We start from the raw sequence: 22,856 nt of genomic DNA, 5'->3' as shown, positions 1-22,856 counted from the left end.
TAACGGAATGTTACCGATAACCCTCATAAGCGCCAACTTAAGAATCTAAGTATTTGATTAAGTAAGACTAACGCCACCTCCCCGACCTTCAATAATGAGCTCCAAAACACGCCCCGGCAAACCCTGAAGCTTTCTCTTGCGCGGACGCTCACAGAGGCTTTTTATGCAGTCATCGATAAATCGCTTATTTATTGGAAAACAAGCCGTAAGTCCTGCCTTGATCTCATTGGCGATCGTGCGCCATAAACGCCAATGGGTAATCGAACGATCACCGTCCATTGTGGTGGCCGCCCGGCCGAATCGGCGCTGCGCTATTTTTTGAGTCACTGCAGCAAACAGTAACTTGCCATGCAAATATAAATCCGCCAGCTTGCTGTCTTTTCGGGCGCGTAACCGGTCGATATCAAGCAAGCTCTTTAGCCGCTTTATGACCAGCTCCACTTGCCAGCGAACCCGATAGAGCTCAGCGATTGTTTTCGTGTCAAGCAGCGATTCGGGGAGCGAAGTAAAAATCAACACCCAGCCGCTCAGCATCAAGGTCTTTTGGCTCGCCGTGCGACCTTTATCACGCGCGCGTTGTTTCGCTTTGCGGCGTGCTTGCGCCGCCTGTTCCGGCGGTAACGGCATCGCATGCACCACGCCTTCAATACGTTTGTCTTGATGGCACAGATAAACGGGTATCGCACCCGGCTGACCATTCAAATCGCGTATGCGCTGTTCCCAATCGATTTTAACACCTTTCGGTTCGTTGCACCGTTCGTAAAGGGTCATGCTGTGTGGGTTGTAGCGCAGCACGACGTGGCCGCCGCGATCAATGACCGGGACTAAAGACTTCGGTTGGTTGTAGCCTCGATCAAGCAACGCGACATCACCTGCGGCTAACTGATAGTGATCTAAGCTCTCGCCGACTTTATCGGTCGTGACGTTGACCTCGCGAAGTGTCAAGCTCATCAAGTCGATCGCCACATGCAAGCGATACGTTGTTTCTTTCGCGCCGGGTTCTTGCACGGTCGAACCGTCAATCACAATGAAATTCAAGGAGCCATTGTTAATCTGTTTATCCAATCCGAACACACGCTTCAGTAACGACTTGATCCACGCCAAGCAGGCCGCCAGTCGCTTGGTCACCGCCGTGTCGCTCAAATAGCCTTGAAGCTTGGCAACTTCGCCGGCACAGCTGCGCAACGACAAGTCCTGTCCGCAATACAACAGGACTAACTGCAATAATTGCAACGGTGATCGGATTTTCCGTGCCCGTGCAAACGCCTGTAATTCATAGGCCTGCTCCTGGAAATCTGCTGGAAGCTCTTGCAAAAAGTCATCAAAAAGGGTATCTGTTAGCTGTGGCTGCTTCATAGGGATTTTCACTTTCGTCGGTAAAAATACTCTATGTTGTGGCCACATCTTGATTTTTCAACTGTGAATCAATGCCTTGCGTCTTAAGTTGGCGCTTATGCCGATAACCCTTCTCCGGTTTCAGCGGCTAACATGGCTAAATCGAATTCCTCGGCGGTATTGGGCAATTTACAAATTACGGCTTCGAAGCCAGCCCATTGCAGACTGATGCCGGCATTTCCGATTGCCAATGCGGCAGCCATTGGGTCGGAACCGTCTTGCAAAGCGAAGAAAATGCGGTAGAGTTCTAGCGTACCTTGCCCCTTCTCGCTTCGTAAATTTTCAATGATGCGCGTTTGCGGATAGTGCTGATGCTCCAATGCGCCAAGTACCACGGTATTGACGGCGCTTAGGTATTCGCTGAACCTTAAGCCGCCGCCCGGCTTGCTCCGCAACGCAACGGGATTTACGAAGTAACCCACCAGATCGGCAAATCGACTTAATGGGCGGCCAAACGTTGGCGACCCTACAATTAGATCGTTTTGAGAGCTGTATCGATACAACAGTATTTTGAATACGGTCAATAACAACGTATATAAGGTAACGTGTTGTTCAGCCGCCAAGTTTTTCAGCCGAATGAGCGTGTCAGCTGCTATCGACAGTCTTTCCATGCCGGCAGAACTTGCTTGCGTCGGTTCGGTGACGAAATAACCTGGCAGCTCCAGCCTGGGCAATTCGCCTGCCAGTTGCCGGCGCCAATAATCAAGGTCTTGTTCGGCGGCTTCGCTATTCAGGTAGTCCCGTTGCCAGGACACGAATTCGGCATAGTCGGCTTGCGACAGCGGTAAGTTGGCGGGGATGCCGTTAAGGTATCCCGCATATAAAGCCTGCAATTCGGCGAGTAGTACCCGTGAGGACCGAAAATCGACGATCAGGTGATGGGCGCAAAAAGCCAGGATATGATCGTCATCGCTGCAACTGAAAATTCCGCATCGCAGCAGCGGCCCGTGTTGCAGATCGAACGGTTTGTTGATAAGAACGTCTAGCGCCTTCATTTGCTGAACATAATCGCTACAAACAGTGCGTACCGGCGACGATTCCAATCGTTCCAGCGGGAAGCTAATAGGACGATTATCGGCACCTAGATCAAAGCCTCTGCATAATTGCGAATGACGCCGGTGCAATTCGGCCAGCGCGCGATCCAGCGCTGGGTAATCCAATTCCCCCCGTATTTGCAATGCGATCGGCATGTGATACAGCGTTGCTTCGTCACTTTCTATTTTTGCCCGTGTCCACAACGCCTGTTGGTTGTATGACATGGCGGTATTCGAACCCTGGCCGTCTTTATCGATAAGAGACGGTGTCTCTTGGCCGACAGTCTTGGCCAAATTCAATGCCGTTAGCGCACTGTCAAACAGGGTGGCGTTGCCGAGTAAGCCGGTAATCGGCATGTCCACCGCTAATAATTCGTCGATGAAATATTTCATTTCCACGGCTTTTAGCGAATCCAAACCCAGGCCGGTCAGGGTATGATTCGGTTCGATAGTGTCTTCGGCCGCGCCGGATAACTCGGCCGCTTTGATTGCAAGGTGTCCAGCCAACAGATCGATGGCATGAGTGCAATTCATCGACAACAAGGCCTGGCGTAATAAGCGCCTCTCGTGAGTGCCTTTATCCACATTCACCGGCGGCGGTGTCGTGTCGTTGGCTGCTTGCAGCGCGTCGACGGCGATGCATGCAAAACCCTGTTGCACATAAAGGTCCCTGCACGCACTGCGGCGCAGTTTGCCGCTACTGGTTTTTAATATGGCGCCGGGCTTGAGCAATACGATACGTTCGGCCTGAATACCGCATTCTTCTGTCAAGCGGGCGCGAATGGCGGCGAATTCGTGTTGATAATCGCCTTGCCTGATCCGGTTGCGCTTCAATTCGGCCAACACGATCACTTTTTCGGCTTCGTCTTCCGCAAGGGCAAACGCGACCGTGGATGCCGGGTTCAGCGCATCGGTAGCCGATTCGACGGCATATTCCAGGTCGTGCGGGTAATAATTACGGCCGCGGACGATGATCAAGTCTTTTAGCCGACCGGAAACGAATAATTCTCCATCGTTGATAAAGCCTAAATCGCCGGTACGTAACCAGCGTTTGCCGCCGGTATCGTTCACAAAGGTCTTTTGGCTGGTTTCCGGATTTTTCCAATAACCTTGGGCGATACTCGGGCCGCTAAGCCAAATCTCTCCGATTCTGCCATCCGCATAGATTTCATTGTTATCGGGATCGACAATACGTAAGTCTTGTCCGGCATGGCTATCGGCAGCTCCGCAACCGACGAATTGTTTGGCATTCGGATGATTGTCTGCAACCGGCCGAGCGGTCCGGTCTTCCAAGGCGGCTCGATCGAACGCAGCTATTGTCAGCGGAGATTGTTTCGTACCTCCCGTTGCCAATAACGTGGCTTCTGCCAGACCGTAACAGGGATAGAACGCGCAGCGTTGAAATCCGCAGTCTGCGAAGGTCCGGCTGAATCGCTCCAACGTTTTAGGATTGACCGGCTCTGCACCGTTAAATGCCAATTGCCAACTACCGAGGTCAATAGCCTCCAGTTCATCGCGGCTAATTTTTTGAGTGCATAAATCGTAGGCAAAGTTAGGACCGCCGCTGGTGTGCGCCCGGTAATCGCTAATCGCCTGCAGCCAGCGTAACGGTTTTTCCAAAAATGCCATCGGAGACATCAAAACGGCGCTGGCCCCGCAATACAGAGGCTGCATGACATTGCCGATCAGTCCCATATCATGATAAAGCGGTAACCAACCGACTACCGTCGACCGTTCGTCGTGGCCGAATCGGCGTTGGATCAATTGCTGATTGGCCATCAAGTTGCCGTGGCTGATCATGACACCCTTGGCGTTTCCGGTCGAGCCCGAGGTATATTGCAGAAAGGCTAGATCCTTTTCTTGCAATACCGAAGCTTGCCATAAGCCGGTATCGTGAGTTTCGAGGGTATCGGTTTGAACCCAGCGCCTATCTAACAAATTTTCCGTGGCGCCGGCAAATTGGCGAATGCTATTCGCCACTTGACCGGTAGTCAGAATGATTTTCGCCTTGCTGTCGTCAATGATGGCCTGCAACCTGGGCATATGCCGATTGTTGCTGGGCGGATAGGCTGGAACGGCAATAGTGCCGGAATACAAGCACGCATAAAACGCTACGATATAGTCCAGCCCGGGCGGATAGAGCAATACCGCTCGCTCGCCTCGTAGTTCCATTCGATGTAATTGAAAAGCCAATTGCCTAGCTTCTTGATTGAGTTCGCCGTAGGTTAGTGAACGAGGGGTTGGGCCGCCGAAATCCAGGAATGTATATGCGGTTCGGTGCGGATGGCATACCGCGCGGCGTTGTAATATGTCGGTTAAGGATATTGCCCCGTCGAGTAATGGGGCATCGATAACGGAACTGTCAAAATTAGGTCGATCGTTTAACACATACCCTCCGTACTCATAGAAGCTGATAACATGTATAAGCCGCGCGTATCGATTGGCGTTACCCGGTTGTCTCGGCAACACACTGGCGATCTTCAAATCCATACCGATCGAATCTTGTGCAGTCGTGCTTACAACTCTTTCAGCTACAGCGGCGTTTTTGTTTGTTCGGGGTGATTGGTTGCCGATGAGCGCCGAGTTGGATAAACACGGCAACTCACCAAGAAATTCGCATTTAATCAACTTAAGTCGAATTATATTGAAGACGATTCAGCGGAATATTTTCCTCATAGATGTTCTACGTAACAAAACTTTTGCCTTTAGCTCTCGACCGGTTCGGGTTAGCAGAATGACACATTCCATTGTAAGTATTCAGACCCCGTAGGCAAATTACCGCAATCCAGGCTTATTGTTGGCCTCCCCCTTTGAAAAGTGGGATTGAGGGGGATTTATTTATAAAATCTCCCCTAGCCCCTCTTTTTCAAAGAGGTGACTGAATACTTACATTCCATTTGCACGGTTTTGATGGGTAACCTATAATCCCCAGCTTGTTTTACGGTTCCCGCACTGCGCGGGTGAAACTGGAAGCCGGTTAAAGGCCGGCGCTGCCCCCGCAACGGTAGGTGATTTTTCACGAGCCCGGAGACAGGCCCTAAAACTTAGGCGATTGACAAGAATAAACATACCCAAATAACGCAGGATTTTTGTTCAGCTACAAAAACCGGAAAGGGGCGCATAGTTGCGCTATGTAACCCTTTCCGGTTTGCAGTAGATGGACAAAAAGACCAGTTAGTTGGGTATGTTTTTCGCCGGAAATCGCCTTGCAGAACAGTATTGCGGCGGGCGATCTGTCAAATCTTTTTTGGTTTGTCTTCCCCTCCGTTTTTCCGTCAATCAGACTTGGGAAGGACAATCACCATGAAAACACTCGCCGGCTCTTCCGTCGTTTACTCCGCTAAATTTCTCCCGGGCTTGAGCGCCATCGTATTGGGCTTGACCGTGATTCTAGGCCTCGGCTTCATGCAGGACGCCAACAACTACATTCATAATGCCGCACACGACGGACGCCATAGCGCCGCATTTCCCTGTCATTAAGCGTGGCCGATTTTCGTAAACTGGTGATCGCCGCATTGGCGGCCGGAATCCTGTCCGGCCTGCTGCTCAGCGTCTTACAGTATTATCTGACGCAACCTCTGATTTTAGCCGCGGAACAATTCGAAGCGCCCGCAACCGGCTCCGAACATGAATGGCAACCGGAAAACGGCTGGCAACGCTTCGCCTTCACGATACTGTTTAACGGACTGAGCGGCTTCGGCTTTGCCTTGCTCTTGAGTGCGGCGATGTATTGGCACGGCACAGGCGGCTATTGGCGCGGCTTATTGTGGGGCTCGGCCGGGTATTTGGTTTTTTTCGCCGCGCCTTCATTGGGCCTACCGCCGGAATTGCCCGGAACCGACAGCGCCGCTTTGCTCAGCCGGCAAGCCTGGTGGCTGTTCACCGCGGCATCGACCGCGGCCGGTTTATACGGACTCTTATTGAGCAAAAACCATGGCCTACAAATCGCCGGCAGCATGTTAGCGGCTGCCCCGCATTTGATCGGGGCCCCGCATCCGGAAATAGCGCAAGCCTTGGCGCCCGAAGCCTTACAACAACGCTTCGTAGTGATGTCCGCCTTTAGCAATGCCCTATTCTGGCTGAGCCTCGGCGCTTTAGCCGGATTCAGCATGACCAAACTCAAACTCTGATTATGAACACTAGCCCATCCGTCCGCCATTGTCCGGCCATGCTGATCAGCGCGCCCGCTTCCGGCCAAGGCAAGACGACCATTACCGCCGCGCTGGCAGCCTATTACCGAAGTCAAAACCGCAAGGTCAGCGTATTCAAAACCGGCCCGGATTTCATCGATCCGCAGATTCTGGCTCATGCCTCGGGACGGCCGGTCTATCAGCTGGATTTGTGGATGATGGGCGAGGCGCATTGCCGAGACTTGCTCTATCGCGCCGCCGCCGAGGCCGATGTCATCCTGATCGAAGGCGTAATGGGCCTCTACGACGGCGACAGTAGCAGCGCCGATCTGGCACAGGCGTTGTCGGTACCGGTCGCCGCCGTGATCGACGCGCAAGGCATGGCGCAAACCTTTGCCGCCGTCGCCTACGGTTTGGCTCATTACCGGCCGCACCTAAGGTTTTCCGGCGTTATCGCCAACAAGGTCGGCAGTCCAGGCCATGCCGGATTACTGCAAGAAGCGCTGCCCGAAGACATGCCCCTGCTGGCGGCCCTATCTAAAGACGCGGATATCGCTTTGCCGTCGCGGCATTTGGGTTTACTGCAAGCGGACGAGATCGGCGATTTGGACCGAAGACTGGCTCGAGCCGCCAAATTATTGACCGAATCCGCGCCATGCCGCTTGCCCGAACCGGTTGCCTTTGCTCCGGTTGCAACGACGCCGACGCCGCGCCTTCTTGCCGGCAAGCGCATCGGCATCGCCCGCGATTCGGCCTTTTCGTTCATCTACCAAGCCAACCTCGATTGCTTGCAGGCCATGGGCGCCGAGCTGTGTTTCTTCTCGCCGTTGACCGACACCGAATTGCCGGAGGTCGATAGCCTTTATCTTCCGGGCGGATATCCGGAACTGCATCTAATGGCCCTCGCCGATAATCGCGCGATGAAACAGGCCTTGCATGATCATCACCGCGCCGGTAAACCGATTTATGCCGAATGCGGCGGTTTTTTATACCTCTTGGAAACGCTGACCGACAAACAGGGACAATCGGCCGCGATGACGGGCCTGTTGCCGGGTCGCGCGACAATGCAGAACCGGCTGGTCAATCTGGGCATGCACAGTTTGCAGCTGGAGCACGGAGAAATACGCGGCCATAGTTTTCATCATTCGCTTCTGGAAACCGATAAGGAAGCCTCGACCGTATCGATTCCGCAACGCAACCGCAGCCAAGGCGAACAGTTTTTCCGCGTAGGATCGTTGCAAGCCTCTTATCTGCATACTTATTTTCCGTTCAACCCGCAACAAGCCGCAGGATTTTTTCAATGACCGGATTAGCAAAAGTCTGGTTTGTCGGCGCCGGCCCCGGCGATCCGGATTTGATCACTGTCAAGGGCCGCGATTTGATTGCCAAGGCCGACGCCATTCTGTTCGCCGGTTCCCTGGTACAACAAGCCGCGACGCAATGGGCGCCGGCGCATTGCGCGATCAAGGATTCCAAGGACATGACGCTGGAGCAGATCACCGATTGGTTGATCGCCCAAGCGCAACCCGGCAAGACCGTGATCCGCCTACAAACCGGCGATCCGGGCCTCTATGGCGCCCTGATCGAAATGGTTCAACCCCTGGATAAGGCCGGCGTTGCCGTCGAGGTGGTGCCGGGAGTGTCGTCGGCAATGGCCGCGATGGCCTGCGCGGTGGAAAGCCTGACCTTGCCGGAAGTCACGCAAACCGTGATCCTGACCCGTGTCGAAGGCCGCACGCCGATGCCGGAAGGCGAATCGCTTCGGGAATTGGCCGGCCATCATTCGACGCTGTGCTTGTTTTTATCGATCACCTTGCTGCCAACCATCGAACGCGAACTGAAAGCCGCCGGCTGGACCGACGAATCGCCCGTCCTGGTCGTGCACAAGGCCAGTTGGCCGGGCGAGCAACACATCATTCGCGGCACGCTCGCCGACATCCGCGAACGCTGCCGCGCCGCCAAAATCAACAGTCAGGCGATGATCGTCGTCAGCCCCACGTTGGGCGCGCGCCATTGGCCGGACTTAAAAAAATCCAAACTTTACGACGCCGGCTTCACGCATCGTTTTCGCCGCGCCGAGCAATCAGATTCTTAAGGAACACGCATGACAACCACGATACTGTTAGTCGGCCACGGTTCGCGCAACCAGGCAGGCAATGACGAAATCCTCGAATTTCAACGCCAATGGCAGGCCCGACACCCCGAATGGCGCATCGAATTATGCTATATCGAACTGGCCGATGTGCTCTTGCCCGAAGGCCTGCGCCGCGCGGCGCAAAACTCCGACAAGGTCATCGTCGTGCCGCTGATCATTAGCGCCGCCGGCCATGTCAAGATGGAAATTCCCGAACACATCGAAGAAGCCCGAGCCCTGAACCCGAAGGTCGAATTCGTTTATGCGCCGCATCTAGGCAGTAACGAGACGCTGCTGGAAATCTTGAAAAAACAATTAAACGCCATGCTGAAAACCCTGGCGATGCCCGACCCAAAAACGACCGGCGTCATTATCTTGGGACGCGGTTCGTCGGACCGGGTCGCCAACGGAGAACTGGCGAAACTGGCGCGCTGGCTGTTCGAGGCCACCGAACACGAATTGGTCGACATCGCCTTTACCGGCATCACTCACCCGCGCCTGGAAACTGCGGTGCAGCGTCAAGCGCGTCTCGGCATGACGCAAATCGCGATCCTGCCCTACTATTTGTTTACCGGGCTCTTGATCGAACGCATTGCACGACAAGTACAGCGATTGCAAACACAGTATCCGCAAATCGCGATCGCTTGCGGTAATTATTTCGGCTTCGACCCGGGCGTATTCGAACTACTCGACCGACGCGTCGAGGATGCCGCCGACCCGAATTCGCCGAAAATGCTCGAATGCGACGGCTGCCAATACCGCGAACAGGCCGCGCATCAGCACCATCATCACCATTGAAGCAAAGCCATGACCCAAAACATCAAGACCGAACAACTGACCCAAGCCGGACAGCAAATCGAGCACGATTCGTTTGCGATCGTCGACCGCGAAGCCGGTGCTCATCACTATACCGGTGCGCAATGGCAAGTCGTGCGGCGCATGATACACGCGACCGCCGACTTTGAATTCAACGGCCTGGCCGAGTTTTCCGATGACGCGGTCGAAGCCGGTATCGCGGCGATTTTGAACGGCGCGCCGATTATCGCCGACGTGGAAATGATTTGCGTCGGCCTATCGAAGCCGCGCCTGGCTCATTTCGGCATGCACACGCATCAATTTATCGCCGATGACGACGTGATCGCGGATGCCAAACGAGTCAACAGCACCCGTGCGGTACAAGCAATGCGTAAAGCCGCTCGCTTGGATTTGCTGAACGGCGGCATCGTCGCGGTCGGCAACGCGCCGACCGCCTTGTTGGAAGTCTTGCGACTGATCGAGGAAGAAGGCGTCAAACCGGCGCTGATTGTCGGCATGCCGGTCGGCTTCGTGTCCGCCGCCGAATCGAAAGACGCGCTGAGCGCATCGAAAAATATTCCCTGGCTGATCACCCGAGGCCGCAAAGGCGGTTCGACGCTGGTCGTAGCGGCGCTGCATGCGATCTTGAGTTTGGCGGAAAGCCGGCAACAAAACGGCTGATTCGATGGCGATGGCGGAACGCAAACCCAAAGGTACCCGTAAAGGCTATACCACCGGCGCATGTTCCGCTGCCGCCGCGCGGGCCGCCGTGTGCGGCTTGCTGGAAGGCAGGGTTCCCGAGACCGTCGAATGCCAACTGCCCAACGGCGAGACGGTTCGCTTCAAGGTGGCGGAGGCTTGGGTCAACAGCGATGGCGCGCATGCGGTCATTGAAAAAGATGCCGGCGACGATCCGGATTGCACCAATCACGCCCGGCTGACCGCCGACGTAGCTTGGATAGCGCAGCCGGACACGGTCGTACTGCACGGCGGCGAAGGTGTCGGCCTAGTAACCCGTCCAGGATTGGGGCTGGAAGTCGGCAGCGCGGCGATCAACCCGGTACCGCGCAAAAATATCGAACACAATATTCGTCTCATCGCATCCGAGGCTTTGAAAACCCGTGGTTTGCAAGTGACCATCTCGGTGCCGGACGGCGAAACGATGGCCAAAAAAACGCTCAATTACCGCTTAGGCATTATCGGCGGTATTTCGATTCTGGGTACGACCGGCATCGTCCACCCCTATTCCACCGCCGCGTTCCGCGCCAGCGTGGTACAGGGCGTCGAAGTCGCCGCGAATCAAGGACAAGACACCGTCGTTCTGACCACGGGTGGGCGCACCGAGAAATTCGTGATGCGCGAATTGCCGGCATTGAATGAAAGCTGTTTCGTGCAAATGGGCGATTTTTTGACCCCCGCGCTCGATACCGCTGAACGCTGCGACATTCGCAACATCATCATCGGCGGCATGGTCGGCAAACTCACTAAAATGGCACAAGGCGAAACCATCACGCATGCCGGACGTAATCCGGTCGATGTCGAACTGGTCGCCGACATCGCCCGCAGCATCGGCGCTCCGGAGACAGTTTGCCGGGCCATCGCCGAGCAGGAAACCGCTCGCTATGCCTCGGAATGTATGGCCGAGTTGGGTTTGGAATACGAATTCCACATCGAACTGGCCAAACGGGTGATCGCCACATTGGAACGGCGCTACCCTGGGAGTTTCGACATCGGCGTCTTGGTTTGCGACTTCGACGGCAATAAACTGGCGCAAGCCGGAAGGACTTAATCTCTATGTCATTGTGCACTATCATCGGCGTGCTCGACGACGGCGCCGCCAGCTTGAGCCGCGAGTCCTTGCAATCGTTGCGCGAAGCCAAGCACGTCATCGCCGGCAACCGCTTGCTAGCGGTACTGGCGGAAGACATCGCCGGAGCCCGGCATTACGATTTGACCGCCCGGCTCACGCAAGTGCCGGACTGGATCGACGCGGCCTTGGCCGACGAGGAGCCGGTGGCGGTCTTGGCCAGCGGCGATCCTTTGTGCCACGGCATCGCGGGTTATTTGACCGGCAAACTGGACCCGGCCCGGGTCCGAATACTGCCGAATCTCAGCAGCATACAACTGGCCTTTGCCGAACTGCGATTGCCCTGGCAATCGGCGACCATCGTCTCGGTGCATAGCAAGGATGCCGGCGAGTGGACGCCGGGAGCCACGCCGCAACATGGCCTGTATGAACTGATGCGGCATTGTCGAAGCAAAGACTTGCTGGCGGTATTAACCAGTCCGGACAATACCCCGGCACGCATCGCTCGCATGTTGCAAAGCGAAGGTTTGGCGGACCAGTTCGATATCGCGGTTGCCCAGCGCCTGAGGCAAAACGAACAGCGCGTCACCGGCTTTATCGGCATCGCCGAAGCGGCCGAAGCCGTCTACGCCGACCCCAATGTAGCGATTCTGAAACGCAAATCGCCGGCGCCGGCGCCGGTGCTGTTCGGTTTGAGCGATGCGAGTTTTCGTCAGCGCAAACCGGAAAAAGGCCTGATCACCAAACGCGAAATACGCGCCGTCTCGCTGGCGCGCATGCAGTTGACGCGCCGCAGCATCGTCTGGGACATCGGCGCCGGATCGGGCTCGGTCGGGCTTGAAGCGGCGCGCTTATGCCCGGACGGTCATGTCTATGCGATCGAGAAAAATGCCGGCGACATCGACAACATCGAGCAGAACCGGCTCGATTGGCGCATCGGCAATTACAGCGTCGTCCACGGCAAGGCGCCGCAATTTTTGGACGCCTGGCCCGACCCCGATGCGGTCTTCATCGGCGGTTCCGGCGGCGAACTGGCCGAATTGATCGCCTTGTGTTTGCAGCGCTTGCGGCCCGGCGGCTGGTTAGTGATGAACTTCGCGACCCTGGAAAACCTGTCGACGGCCATCGATACTTTAAAGCGCTTGGGCGCGGACTGGGACGCCTGCCAAATTCAGGCATCGCGCAGCAGTCCGATACTCGATATGCACCGATTACAAGCGGAAAACCCGGTATGGATCATTTCAGCAATACCTCATCATGAACAATAAACTCGGCACCCTCTACGGCATCTCGCTCGGGCCCGGCGACCCCGGCCTGGTTACTCGACGCGCCTGGGACTTACTCTCCGGCCCCGGCCATTGGGCTTACCCGGTGCGCAAAAAAAACAGCGACAGCTATGCGCTGGACATCGCCTTGCGCGCCGGACTCGCGATGCCCGGCGAACATAGCCCGTTGCATTTTCCGATGACCCACGACAGCGAAGTCCTGGAGCGTTATTGGCAAGAAGCGGCGCAAACCGTATTGACACGGTTGCAACAAGGCCAAGATGTGCTATTTCTAGTCGAAGGCGATGCCTCGACCTATTCCACCTTCGGTCATTTGCAACGGAGCGTTCGCGCGCTGGAACCCCGAGTACCGGTCGAAGTCATTCCCGGCGTGGCCTCGTTTCACGCCGCCGCGGCGCGTTGCGGCGAACCGTTGGCCGATGTCGACGACACTGTCGCGATCGTCCCGGCCGGCTACGGCATCGAACAGATCGAACGCATGCTGAACGATTTCGATACACTGGTGCTGCTGAAAGTCAAACCCTTACTGGACGACATCATCGAGCTCTTGCAACGCCGCGATTTACTCGACTACGGCTATTTCATCGAAAAAGCCGGCGCGCCGGAAGAGCGCGTCGTGCATGAACTGGCAAGTTTACGGGGGCAAAAGGTTAATTATCTGTCCCTGATGATTATCAAAAACCCGGGCCGCCGGCGTGGCGAGATGCAACGCGGCTGCCGCAAGAAAAAGGAAACTACCGATGCATGATGTGCGCGTTGCGATTATCGCGATCACCAAACACGGCGCGGCCATCGCCAGCCGCTTGGCCCCGCAAATCCCGGAAGCCGAAGTCGTGGTGTCGGCCAAACAGGCCGAACATCTGGGCGAGTTCGCCAATATCCGTAAGGTTTATCAGGGTGCATTGAGCGCGCAGATCGCAGACTTATTCGAGTCTTACGATCAGCTCATTTTTTTGGTGTCGCTCGGTGCGGTCGTGCGCTTAATCGCGCCGCATCTCAAGTCCAAGGACGAAGACCCCGGCATACTAATCATCGACGATGCCGCGCAATTCGTGATTCCGGTGCTTTCGGGCCATGTCGGCGGTGCCAATGCCTATGCCGAAAAAGTGTCCGCGCTGCTCGCAGCGACGCCGGTGCTAACAACCGCGTCCGATGTCGGCAAGACCATTCCGGTGGACATTCTCGGCCGCGAACTAGGCTGGCGAGTGGAAGCGCCAAAGATCAACATCACCCGCGTTTCGGCGGATGTGGTCAATCAATTGCCGATCGCGTTCGTGCAGGAAGCCGGCAGTAAAAACTGGTGGACCCGACCGACGCCATTACCGGACAACATACACCGTTTCGAGCGTTTCGAGGATGTCGATCTCGAACGCTACCGGTCGATTTTATGGGTCACGCACCGGGAAATCGATCCGTCCGTCTGGCAGCGGCTCGAAGAAAGGCTCGTGGTCTACCGGCCGCCGCAGGACCCGTCATGAAAGTCATGATCGGCATCGGCTGCGACCGTCATGCGAGTCTAGCCACCTTGCAAGAAGCCTTGGCGCAGGCCTTGCAAAGCTGCGGCCTGGACGAATCGGCGATTGCAGGGCTCGCCAGCATCGACAAAAAACAAGATGAGACTGCGTTAATGCAACTGGCGGCAAGCCGGGATTGGCCGCTGTATTTTTACCCGGCCGAAGCGCTGGCGAGTATTCCGGTGCCGAATCCGTCGGCCGTGGTGTTGAAATACATGGGCACTCCGGCCGTGGCCGAAGCCGCCGCCTTACTGGCCGCGAACAGCGATATGCAAGATTTGCTGGTCGAAAAACACAAACACCTAGGCGCGGACGGCAAAAACGCCACCGTGTCGATAGCGAGAATACCATGACACCAACAGGAAAAATTTTACTGGTCGGCATCGGTCCCGGCGCTCACGAACACATGACCTTTCGAGCCCGAGAAGCGATAGCCGAAGCCGATGTCGTGATCGGCTACAGCACCTATATCAAACTGGTCAAGGACTTGCTCGACGGCAAGGAAGTGATCAAAAAAGGCATGACCGAAGAACTCGATCGCAGCATCGAAGCCTACGAGCATGCCAAACAAGGCAAGACCGTCGCGCTAATTTCCTCCGGCGACATCGGCGTCTACGGCATGGCCGGCCCGACTTACGAATTATTGCTCGACAGCGGCTGGACGCCCGACGATCCGATTGAAGTGGAAGTGGTTCCCGGCAGCACCGCGCTGTCCAGTTGCGCCTCCTTGGTCGGCGCGCCGTTGACTCATGATTTTTGTTCGATTTCGTTGTCCGATTTATTGACGCCGTGGCCGGTCATTGCCCGGCGTCTGGAAAGCGCCGCGCAAGGCGACTTCGTAGTAGCCTTGTATAATCCGAAAAGCGGCCATCGTACCCAGCATATCGTCGAAGCGCAACGTATCCTGTTACGCCACCGCAGCCCGGAAACGCCGGTGGCCATCGTCAAATCGGGCTACCGCGCCTTGCAGAACATTCAACTCGTCAAGCTGGCCGACATGGCCGATTGCGATATCGGCATGTTGACCACTGTATTGGTCGGCAACAGCAGTACCTTTGTCCGCGAAGGCTTGATGGTAACGCCGCGCGGCTACGCCAACAAATACGATGCACTGACTGGTGAAACACGGGACGGCGAACAAGCGGGCCGCTCGCTGAGCATGGGTCTGGACGGCTGGAAAGGCGCAGTCCGCCGTTATTTACGCGACAACCCCGAAATGACGCTGCAAAAAACGGCGGAGTATTTCGGTCAACCGCTGGCAGAAATACTCGATGCCGTCGGCCAGTCGACGCCTGACGAGTCAGCCGGTAGTTTCACCGCGCGGCAAGTGAGGCAGGACCTGCAAGACGGCTTGTTGGATTCGTTGCCGCACTGGGGCAAATTACGCGCCGTGGTTCGCAGCGAAGGCGGTGCGGTGGCCGAATTGTTGATCGACGGCGCCGATTTACAGAAAAAAAACGATTGGCTGAACATTGTCAACGACGCCTTTCATTTACACATCGATTGGAGTCAGGCCCGGCAAACCTGGTTCGTCAGCCGCGGCGAGAAGGCTCACGGCATTCAAGTGACCGATGCTCAGGGCGATTTGTTGTTCAATCTATGGCTGGTCGCTGGCGATGCCGGATTCGACGCCCGAGCCTTGCAGCGCTACCGGGACGACCGCGAGGAATTATGCCAAACCTTAACATCGGATATTCATCATGACTAATCACACACCCTCCATGCCCGAAAAACCCAAAATGGGCGACTACAAGCGCCATCTGCTAGTTTGCACCGGTCCGCGCTGCACCGAAGACGGCGAAGCGCAGGCATTATTCGAAACTTTGGGCGAAAAATTCAAAGCCGCCGGCATCGATAAAGGCGCGCTCAGAGTCAAGCGTACCCGCACGCACTGTTTCGCCACCTGCAAATCCGGACCGATCATGTGCGTGCAACCCGACGGCATTTGGTACTACAACGTCAACGAAACCAATCTGCAACGCATCATCGACGAGCATTTGCTCGGCGGCAAACCGGTCGAGGAATTGATTTATCATCGCGCTTGTTCTGCTGATGAGCAGTGAGCAGTGAGCAGTGAGCAGTGAGCAGTGAGCAGTGAGCAGTGAGCAGTGAATGATGCGGTATTTCAATCACCTGTCAAGACCGCATCTTAGGCATCTTTTGTGGGAGCGATTCCCTGATCGTCCCTCACCTAGCGTTCACTGCCATTAAGTTAAGGATTTTTCCGTTCGCCCTGAGCCTGTCGAAAGGTGAATGGAAAAGCCTGGGTCGATAAGTTAAGCCGCCCATGGTTCGACAGGCTCACCACGAACGGCTTAACTTAATGGCAATGTCACCTAGCGTTAGGTGAGGGAAAGCCGCAAACGTCAGAATACAATCAATGCTATCGAGATCGAATTGGCTAAACCTATGCAGATTTATACAAACGCACATTAACAATCGATAGTCATGGACTTCTTTCCGCTGTTCTTGAACATAAAAGACCAACCTTGCTTGGTGGTTGGCGCCGGCGATATCGCGGCCCGTAAGATCGAACTGTTGCTTCGCGCGGGCGCCAAGGTCGTCGTGGTCGCGTTGGAAGTCGGCGAAGCGGTCGCCGCCCTTCAAGACGAACATGCCATCATTATTCGCCGAAAAGCCTTCACGAGCGACGATATCGACGGCATGCGCTTGGTGGTATCGGCAACCAACGATCGTATCACTAATGCTAAAGTCGCAACGCTAGCCAAGCAACGCCGAATTCCAGTCAATGTCGTCGATAACCTGGACCTATGCAGTTTTATCTTTCCGGCGATCATCGATCGTTCGCCGCTGCTGATTGCTGTCTCTTCGAGCGGCGCATCGCCGGTCTTGTCGCGACTGCTTCGCGCGAAGATCGAAACGGCGATTCCGGCCTCCTTCGGGTTATTGGCAGGATTCATCGAACAGTTTAAAGCCCGAGTCTTACAACAAATCCCCCAAGCCCGTCAGCGACGAAATTTCTGGGAGACTATCGTACAAGGCCGCGTCGCCGAATTAATTTTTGCCGGCCGGCAACGAAAAGCGGAAAGTCAATTGCTTACGCAGCTGGACCATGCCGGCGCCGCAGACAGACAAGGCGAGGTTTACTTGATCGGCACCGGCCCGGGCGATCCTGATTTACTGACGTTCAAAGCCTTACGCTTACTACGGCAAGCCGATGTCATCGTTTACGACCGCTCGGTTTCCGGCGAAATTCTCAAACTCGCGCACAGCGATGCCGAAACGATTTTTGTCGGACAACAAGACGGTAATCACAGTCTGACGCCGGCGGCCATCCATCGGCAGCTGGCGGAACTGGCTTCATCGGGCAAAAAAGTGGCGCGTCTAAAGGGCGGCGATCCTTTCATATTCGGCCGGGGCGGCGAAGAAATCGAAACCTTGATGCAATCGGGCATCCACTTTCAAATCGTTCCCGGCATTACCGCAGCGTCGGGTTGCGCAAGCTATTCGGGCATTCCGTTGACCCACCGAGATCATGCACAGTCCTGCACTTTTGTCTCCGGTCATATCCAAAACGGCCGCATCGATCTCGATTGGCGGCAATTGGCCAAACCCAAGCAAACGGTAATCATTTATATGGGGATATCGGGCCTTGAAAGCATTTGCCGGTCTCTGATCGATCATGGCTGCCCTGCCGACCTGCCTATCGCCGTGATTCAATCGGGCGCGACACACAAGCAACGCGTGTTCATCGGCACGCTAAGCGATAGGCCTGCCTATTCGGAATTTGCCGAAAGCGATGCGCCGGCATTGACCATCGTCGGTACGGTCGTCAATCTGCATCGGCAATTGAACTGGTTTTCAACCTAGATTCGAAGATTTGTCCACGAAAATCACAAAATACACACGGTTGTTACATAAATCTTTTGAACCTTCTATTGGGTGAGCAACTTGGAGAGTATAACTAACGTTCAGGAAAGCCTGGCAATCGCCCCAGCAAATGAAAGCTTAACCGCGTAGCCCGGATGGAGCGCAAGTGCAATCCGGGACGTTCGAGGTCACGCAATCCCCGTATTCCGCTTACGCTGCATACGGGCAACGAACTTTCCCAGTAATTAAATATTTTCGTGTGTTTCGTGGACAAAAAGCGGGGCGATGTTTCGCGACGGCAAGCAGGGTTTCCCTGCCGCTACGAGCGAATACCAGTGAGTGATGTTCTTTCAACGCCATTCTCAATATACCTAAGTTATAAGATTCGTCGTCGGCACATAAAATCGGACCATTTACCATCATGGTCTTCACTCCATATCATTGCTCAAGCGATAAATTAGTTGCCCGGTTTGTTCCTCGGCGGCACGAAGATCGAAGCTATCCACTAATTCCTGAATAGGTCTCAGCATCTGCCGAGGCAAAGTTTTTTCAAGCTCGAGCAATACGGGTTCGGCAACATCGCATCATTTTACTTATCTTTACCATTCAGACGGCCGATTCCGCGCAACGTATCGTTCAATATAAGCTGCAACTGTTGAATCGACTCATCTATCGTAGCTCCGTCTTTTAAAAGACTAGACTCGATCTTTTCAGCCAACTTCCACACTTGTATCAGCGCCAAGTTTCCTGCCGTTCCTTTCAATTTATGCGCCAAGGCAAGAGCACTTTCCCGCTCGCCTTGAGCCATCATTTTGGCGATTTCGTCTCCGTCATATCCGTGCGATTCGGCAAACTTTTGTAAGTATTTATAGTAAGTTGCAGCATCCCCCCAATTATTAAGGCCTCTGTCTATATCTATCATGGGAAACTGTGAATCGTCTTTCTTAGCTGAAGCGATCGGCTCATTCTTAGAATCAGCCGTTACTTGTGGACCGGTAACATATTGTTGCAAATAAGCGATTAATTCCTCGACATCGAACGGTTTGGCAATGAATCCATTCATCCCGGCATTGAGCGCTGCAGCCTGTTGATTCTTGAATGCACCGGCGGTCAGCGCCACAATAGGCAACAGAGTCAGGCCAAGGACTTCACGAATTTGCCGAGTCGCTTCATAACCATCCATGAGCGGCATTTGTATATCCATCAATACTACATCGGCCAAATCCGGATTCAGTCTTAACCATTGCAAGGCCGCATGACCCTCGTCCGCCAAATAAACGGTAGCCCCTTCGGCTTCCAAAATACGCCTTGCCATATCGCGGTTTATCTCACTATCATCGACCAGTAGCAGATTTAAGCCGTTGAGACGTTTCTCGGATGGCGTTGTATTGTTATGCTGTATTGACCTTTCGCCTTGACGACGCTGTTTGGCATCGGATACGGCATTATAGAGCGAAGAAGCGGTAATCGGTTTGTGCAAGACGGCATCGGCTATTGCCACATCCGGTTCGCGTAGCAATGCATCGCGGTCATGAGCGGTGGCAATAACGATGATCGGAGCATCGGCAATATCGCCAAGCTCCTGTCTTATGCGTTTGCCGGCTTCGAGACCATTAACACCGGGCATACACCAATCCAATAATACAATATCGGGGAGTTTATTATTCCGTGCTCGTTCGATCATACGCTCCACAACTTCTTCGCCCGACTCGACGACCTCGGGAGTCCAGCCCAAGCTACGCACCGTTGCCGCCAACATTTCCCTGGCCACGGGATGATCGTCGGCGATCAATACGTTTTGAAACGCGATGGACGGATGCACATACTCTTGAGGCTCAACCCGCTCTATCGGCAGCATCAACCAAAACTCGCTGCCGATACCAAGCTCGCTGTTGACGCCGAGTTCTCCGCCCATCATTTGCACCAAATACCGACATATCGATAAACCCAGCCCTGTTCCGCCGAAACGGCGTGTCGTCGAAGTGTCTTCCTGAGAAAAAGCATTAAAAATTTCCGCTTGTTTTTCAATAGGAATACCCATGCCAGTATCGCGGACGCTGAAACGTAGATAATCCCGGCCATCCTTGGGCGGTAATTTGATGACGGAGATCGTAACGCTCCCCTGCTGTGTGAATTTAAGCGCATTACTGGTCAAATTAACCAATATTTGTTCGAGCCGAAGCGCATCGCCCCGAAGAAACTCGATACCCTCGGGAGCCGGCCCCATAATCAATTCGACTTTATTGCTGTATTCGATGGACGACATGAGCGTGGCTAAGTTGTCCAGAACATCGCTCAGCCGAAATGGCGCGTGCTCGATTTCCAGTCGCCCCGATTCTATTTTGGAAAAATCCAGAATATCGTTGATGATTCCAAGCAACGACCGGCCGGCTATGCGAATTTTCTTCACCAAATTAAGTTCATCGGTACCAAGTTCGGCTTTTTCCAATAAATAGGCCAATCCAAGTATCGCGTTCATTGGGGTCCGTATCTCATGACTCATATTGGCCAAAAAGTTGCCTTTAACACTGGCAAGCCGTTCGGCCTCCTGTTTTGCCGCCTGTAATTCAGCGGTACGCTCGACCACGTTTCGCTCCAAGGTTTCATTCATTCGAAGCAAGGCATCTTGGATCCGCTTGCGTTCGGAGATATCGACAATGGTTGCCACGACAAAAAGTTGATTATCGCTCCGATAGGGACTCAAGCCGATTTCTATCGGAAATATAGAACCGTCCTTGCGAGTTCCATATAAGTCTCTTCCCTCACCCATCGCCCGAGTCGTTGGGTTTTGTAAATAATCTTTACGCTGCCTGGCATGGCGTGAACGAAACTTTTCGGGAAGCAATATTTCCACGGGTCTATTGATCACTTCCGATACTTGATAGCCGAATAGATTCTCGAAGGCCGGGTTAGCCATGACTATTTTCCCTTCGGCATCGACGACCAACAAGCCGCTGGCATTTGCTTCGAATAACATTTGAAAACACGCTTGAGCCTCTTGTAAACGAGTCGCCGACTCCGCTTCGCCCCGCGCCAGAGCCGCTTCCTTCTCGGCCAGAGCGCGCGCCGATTTTGCCTGAATTAGACGCCCTATGCCTATCGCAAACAATAGCAAGATCACCGAAGCACTCGCGACCTTAGCCGACCAAACATTATTTTCCACCGTCGATAATTTTTCCATTGGTAAATGGCTAATCACTTTCCAATGTATGTTGTGCGATAAGCGAGCATCTTGTATGGGCGTTAGCAAAACGGAACTCCATGTCCAAAGCCCGTCGTCAAGTCTGATCTGGCCTTTTTTCTGCCGGGTTATTGCTTCCCACACTTGAGGATACCGTGTAGCCAGAGTCGCTTTCCGTTGAAACATGAAACCCCATTCATCCTCTGCATTGGGGCTTTTTAGCCAATAGCCCTCGTCATTGACCAACATCAACCTGTCAATGGCGGGGCCGGCGCTTTGGACGAAAGCATCCAGCATGGATTTTGCCATTATATTAATGATGAGAATGCCTCGAGGTTTACCTGCCACATCAAATACTGGGCTTGAGACCCTTATCGTCGGCTTGTAAGGAATCTCGATACGGCCGTCGTCCATATTCAAATCGAGCGGGGAAATATAAATCTCCCCTTGCTTCAGCAGCATGGTATCGGTAAAAAAATAGCGATCGACTTTAGCCTGTAATTCGTCGTGAGGAACGACGATCGGGCGCCCTCTTCTGTTATTGACTCGCACTTGCTCTATTCCTTGTTCGTCGATCCAGCGTACTTTGTCATAAATTGGGTTACGCGTCATTAACGAAAAAAATGCTTCTTGCATAGAGCTCGTGTCCGAGCCATTCGGGGCCTGATAAACCCTGCGAACCGGATTTTCATCGATTAAGCTCATCAAATGACCTATTGGAACAGCCAACTCTTGATCCAAGCGACCTTGCCCCAACTCGACAAAAATTGTTTCGTCGGCCATCAGCATAGATAATTCGGCATGAATGCGCGATTCGCCCAACAACAAAGTACCTGCCATGACTAAAAAGCTAACGGGCAGAAATAGCAGCATAAAATCCTTAAAAAATCGGCCTCGACCTAAAGTCGTTTGATAAGGATCGTGCTTGCTTGAACGATTGAGTAGTGTATTCAAAACGGCTGTTATCCTCTAAATTACAAATAAATGACTTTATCAAGGCGGTTGCCGGTTTAGTGCAAGCCTAACAGAGCCATTCAGCCTGGGTTAAAAGCTAGCTTTCAAATTGAGTTTTTATTGTTTTTATTTAACGCCAACCCTTTGTAATATCGATTATTTACCTGATCAATAAATAACTTACCACATAGAGTGTAGACTAGATTTTATGTTCTAGCGGCTAAATTATGCAACCCGACATATCGCATTCAAGCTTATTAACCCAATTTAATAGTATTGAGGCTACTAATACCTAGCGCCTAATCTGAGCAAGCAATGCTTAAACCTAACGTTCATGAAGGCCTAGCCATCGCCCTGGCAAATGAAAGTTCTCTGGTGGCGGAGGGTGCGGTCACTCGCCCGACAGGACGCCGTGAATACGTCCATGTAGGCTCGACGGCGGCTCCCTGCCGCCGACGCCTGTCGATCGAGCAACCGCACCCTCTCTGGAACCGGTATTGCCAGCACAGAGCTTTGTATATCGAAAAATTAGATAAAGTGTCCAAATCTACGAACTTTCACAGTAAAAAAACATTTCACCATGAAGATCATGGAGAATAAGAAGTTGATTCATTTGTATAGAACTTTAATTTATCCAATGTAACTATTCAGTCCCCCGTAAATTATCGTTCCCACGCTCTGCGGGGGAACGCCTGAGTACCGCTCCAGCGGTACAAGATGCTAAAGCGTCTCGGTTTTCATTCCCACGCCGGAGCGCTCATCATTATACATAAATTGTAGGGTACGCTGCGCGTA

Annotated in this window: 17 protein-coding genes and 1 riboswitch; of the genes, 14 read left to right on the top strand and 3 right to left on the bottom strand. The window is 53.9% G+C overall.

Annotated elements, in window-relative coordinates:
• Positions 1 to 57: 57 nt before the first annotated feature.
• Both MEALZ_RS07435 and MEALZ_RS07430 read right to left on the bottom strand, forming a co-directional pair.
• The gene (locus MEALZ_RS07435; RefSeq protein WP_046061041.1) at positions 58 to 1,356 is read right to left on the bottom strand and encodes a transposase; all 1,299 of its coding nucleotides are present in this window, start codon (positions 1,354 to 1,356) and stop codon (positions 58 to 60) included.
• A 95-nt stretch (positions 1,357 to 1,451) separates the two neighbouring features.
• Entirely contained in the window at positions 1,452 to 4,919 is a 3,468-nt protein-coding gene (locus MEALZ_RS07430; protein ID WP_014148005.1) for a condensation domain-containing protein, read from the bottom strand.
• A 434-nt stretch (positions 4,920 to 5,353) separates the two neighbouring features.
• A riboswitch (cobalamin riboswitch) is annotated at positions 5,354 to 5,483 on the top strand.
• 249 nt (positions 5,484 to 5,732) lie between these two features.
• On the opposite strand from MEALZ_RS07430, the gene MEALZ_RS21705 reads away from it, so the two are divergent.
• The 14 genes from MEALZ_RS21705 (at position 5,733) to cysG (ending at position 17,926) form a co-directional block, all read left to right on the top strand.
• On the top strand, positions 5,733 to 5,909 hold the full coding sequence (locus tag MEALZ_RS21705) for a CbtB domain-containing protein (protein ID WP_017839274.1): 177 nt from the start codon (positions 5,733 to 5,735) through the stop codon (positions 5,907 to 5,909).
• Positions 5,910 to 5,911: 2 nt separating this feature from the next.
• Positions 5,912 to 6,559: a CbtA family protein gene (locus MEALZ_RS07425; protein WP_014148004.1), complete on the top strand. Its 648-nt coding sequence runs from the start codon at positions 5,912 to 5,914 to the stop codon at positions 6,557 to 6,559.
• Positions 6,560 to 6,561: 2 nt separating this feature from the next.
• Positions 6,562 to 7,863, top strand: coding sequence for a cobyrinate a,c-diamide synthase (locus MEALZ_RS07420; protein ID WP_014148003.1), 1,302 nt, complete (start codon positions 6,562 to 6,564; stop codon positions 7,861 to 7,863).
• The gene (gene cobM / locus MEALZ_RS07415; protein WP_014148002.1) at positions 7,860 to 8,654 is read left to right on the top strand and encodes a precorrin-4 C(11)-methyltransferase; all 795 of its coding nucleotides are present in this window, start codon (positions 7,860 to 7,862) and stop codon (positions 8,652 to 8,654) included. The genes MEALZ_RS07420 and cobM overlap by 4 nt, the downstream gene beginning before the upstream one ends.
• A 9-nt stretch (positions 8,655 to 8,663) precedes the next feature.
• Positions 8,664 to 9,491, top strand: a complete 828-nt coding sequence (locus tag MEALZ_RS07410) for a sirohydrochlorin chelatase (protein ID WP_014148001.1) — start codon at positions 8,664 to 8,666, stop codon at positions 9,489 to 9,491.
• A gap of 9 nt (positions 9,492 to 9,500) precedes the next feature.
• On the top strand, positions 9,501 to 10,169 hold the full coding sequence (locus MEALZ_RS07405) for a precorrin-8X methylmutase (protein ID WP_014148000.1): 669 nt from the start codon (positions 9,501 to 9,503) through the stop codon (positions 10,167 to 10,169).
• Positions 10,170 to 10,173: 4 nt separating this feature from the next.
• On the top strand, positions 10,174 to 11,277 hold the full coding sequence (locus MEALZ_RS07400) for a cobalt-precorrin-5B (C(1))-methyltransferase (RefSeq protein WP_014147999.1): 1,104 nt from the start codon (positions 10,174 to 10,176) through the stop codon (positions 11,275 to 11,277).
• A 5-nt stretch (positions 11,278 to 11,282) separates the two neighbouring features.
• Positions 11,283 to 12,563: a bifunctional cobalt-precorrin-7 (C(5))-methyltransferase/cobalt-precorrin-6B (C(15))-methyltransferase gene (locus MEALZ_RS07395; RefSeq protein ID WP_014147998.1), complete on the top strand. Its 1,281-nt coding sequence runs from the start codon at positions 11,283 to 11,285 to the stop codon at positions 12,561 to 12,563.
• A complete protein-coding gene (gene cobI, locus MEALZ_RS07390) occupies positions 12,553 to 13,329 on the top strand; it encodes a precorrin-2 C(20)-methyltransferase (protein ID WP_014147997.1) in 777 nt (258 codons plus the stop codon). Before MEALZ_RS07395 ends, cobI begins: the two co-directional genes overlap by 11 nt.
• Entirely contained in the window at positions 13,322 to 14,059 is a 738-nt protein-coding gene (locus tag MEALZ_RS07385; RefSeq protein WP_014147996.1) for a cobalamin biosynthesis central domain-containing protein, read from the top strand. The genes cobI and MEALZ_RS07385 overlap by 8 nt, the downstream gene beginning before the upstream one ends.
• Positions 14,056 to 14,448, top strand: coding sequence for a cobalamin biosynthesis protein (locus MEALZ_RS07380; protein WP_014147995.1), 393 nt, complete (start codon positions 14,056 to 14,058; stop codon positions 14,446 to 14,448). The genes MEALZ_RS07385 and MEALZ_RS07380 overlap by 4 nt, the downstream gene beginning before the upstream one ends.
• Positions 14,445 to 15,803, top strand: coding sequence for a precorrin-3B C(17)-methyltransferase (cobJ, locus tag MEALZ_RS07375; protein WP_014147994.1), 1,359 nt, complete (start codon positions 14,445 to 14,447; stop codon positions 15,801 to 15,803). The genes MEALZ_RS07380 and cobJ overlap by 4 nt, the downstream gene beginning before the upstream one ends.
• Complete coding sequence (locus MEALZ_RS07370; protein WP_014147993.1) at positions 15,796 to 16,158, top strand: (2Fe-2S) ferredoxin domain-containing protein; 363 nt, start codon at positions 15,796 to 15,798, stop codon at positions 16,156 to 16,158. The genes cobJ and MEALZ_RS07370 overlap by 8 nt, the downstream gene beginning before the upstream one ends.
• Positions 16,159 to 16,543: 385 nt before the next feature.
• The gene (cysG, locus tag MEALZ_RS07365; protein ID WP_014147992.1) at positions 16,544 to 17,926 is read left to right on the top strand and encodes a siroheme synthase CysG; all 1,383 of its coding nucleotides are present in this window, start codon (positions 16,544 to 16,546) and stop codon (positions 17,924 to 17,926) included.
• Between the two features lie 589 nt (positions 17,927 to 18,515).
• Here cysG and MEALZ_RS07360 read toward each other — a convergent pair.
• A complete protein-coding gene (locus MEALZ_RS07360) occupies positions 18,516 to 22,061 on the bottom strand; it encodes a response regulator (RefSeq protein WP_014147990.1) in 3,546 nt (1,181 codons plus the stop codon).
• Positions 22,062 to 22,856 lie beyond the last annotated feature (795 nt).

This window comes from Methylotuvimicrobium alcaliphilum 20Z (assembly GCF_000968535.2).
In the GTDB taxonomy this organism is placed as follows: domain Bacteria; phylum Pseudomonadota; class Gammaproteobacteria; order Methylococcales; family Methylomonadaceae; genus Methylotuvimicrobium; species Methylotuvimicrobium alcaliphilum.
Note: the sequence above shows the minus strand (reverse complement) of the source record. Positions and strands in the feature narration are given on the sequence as shown.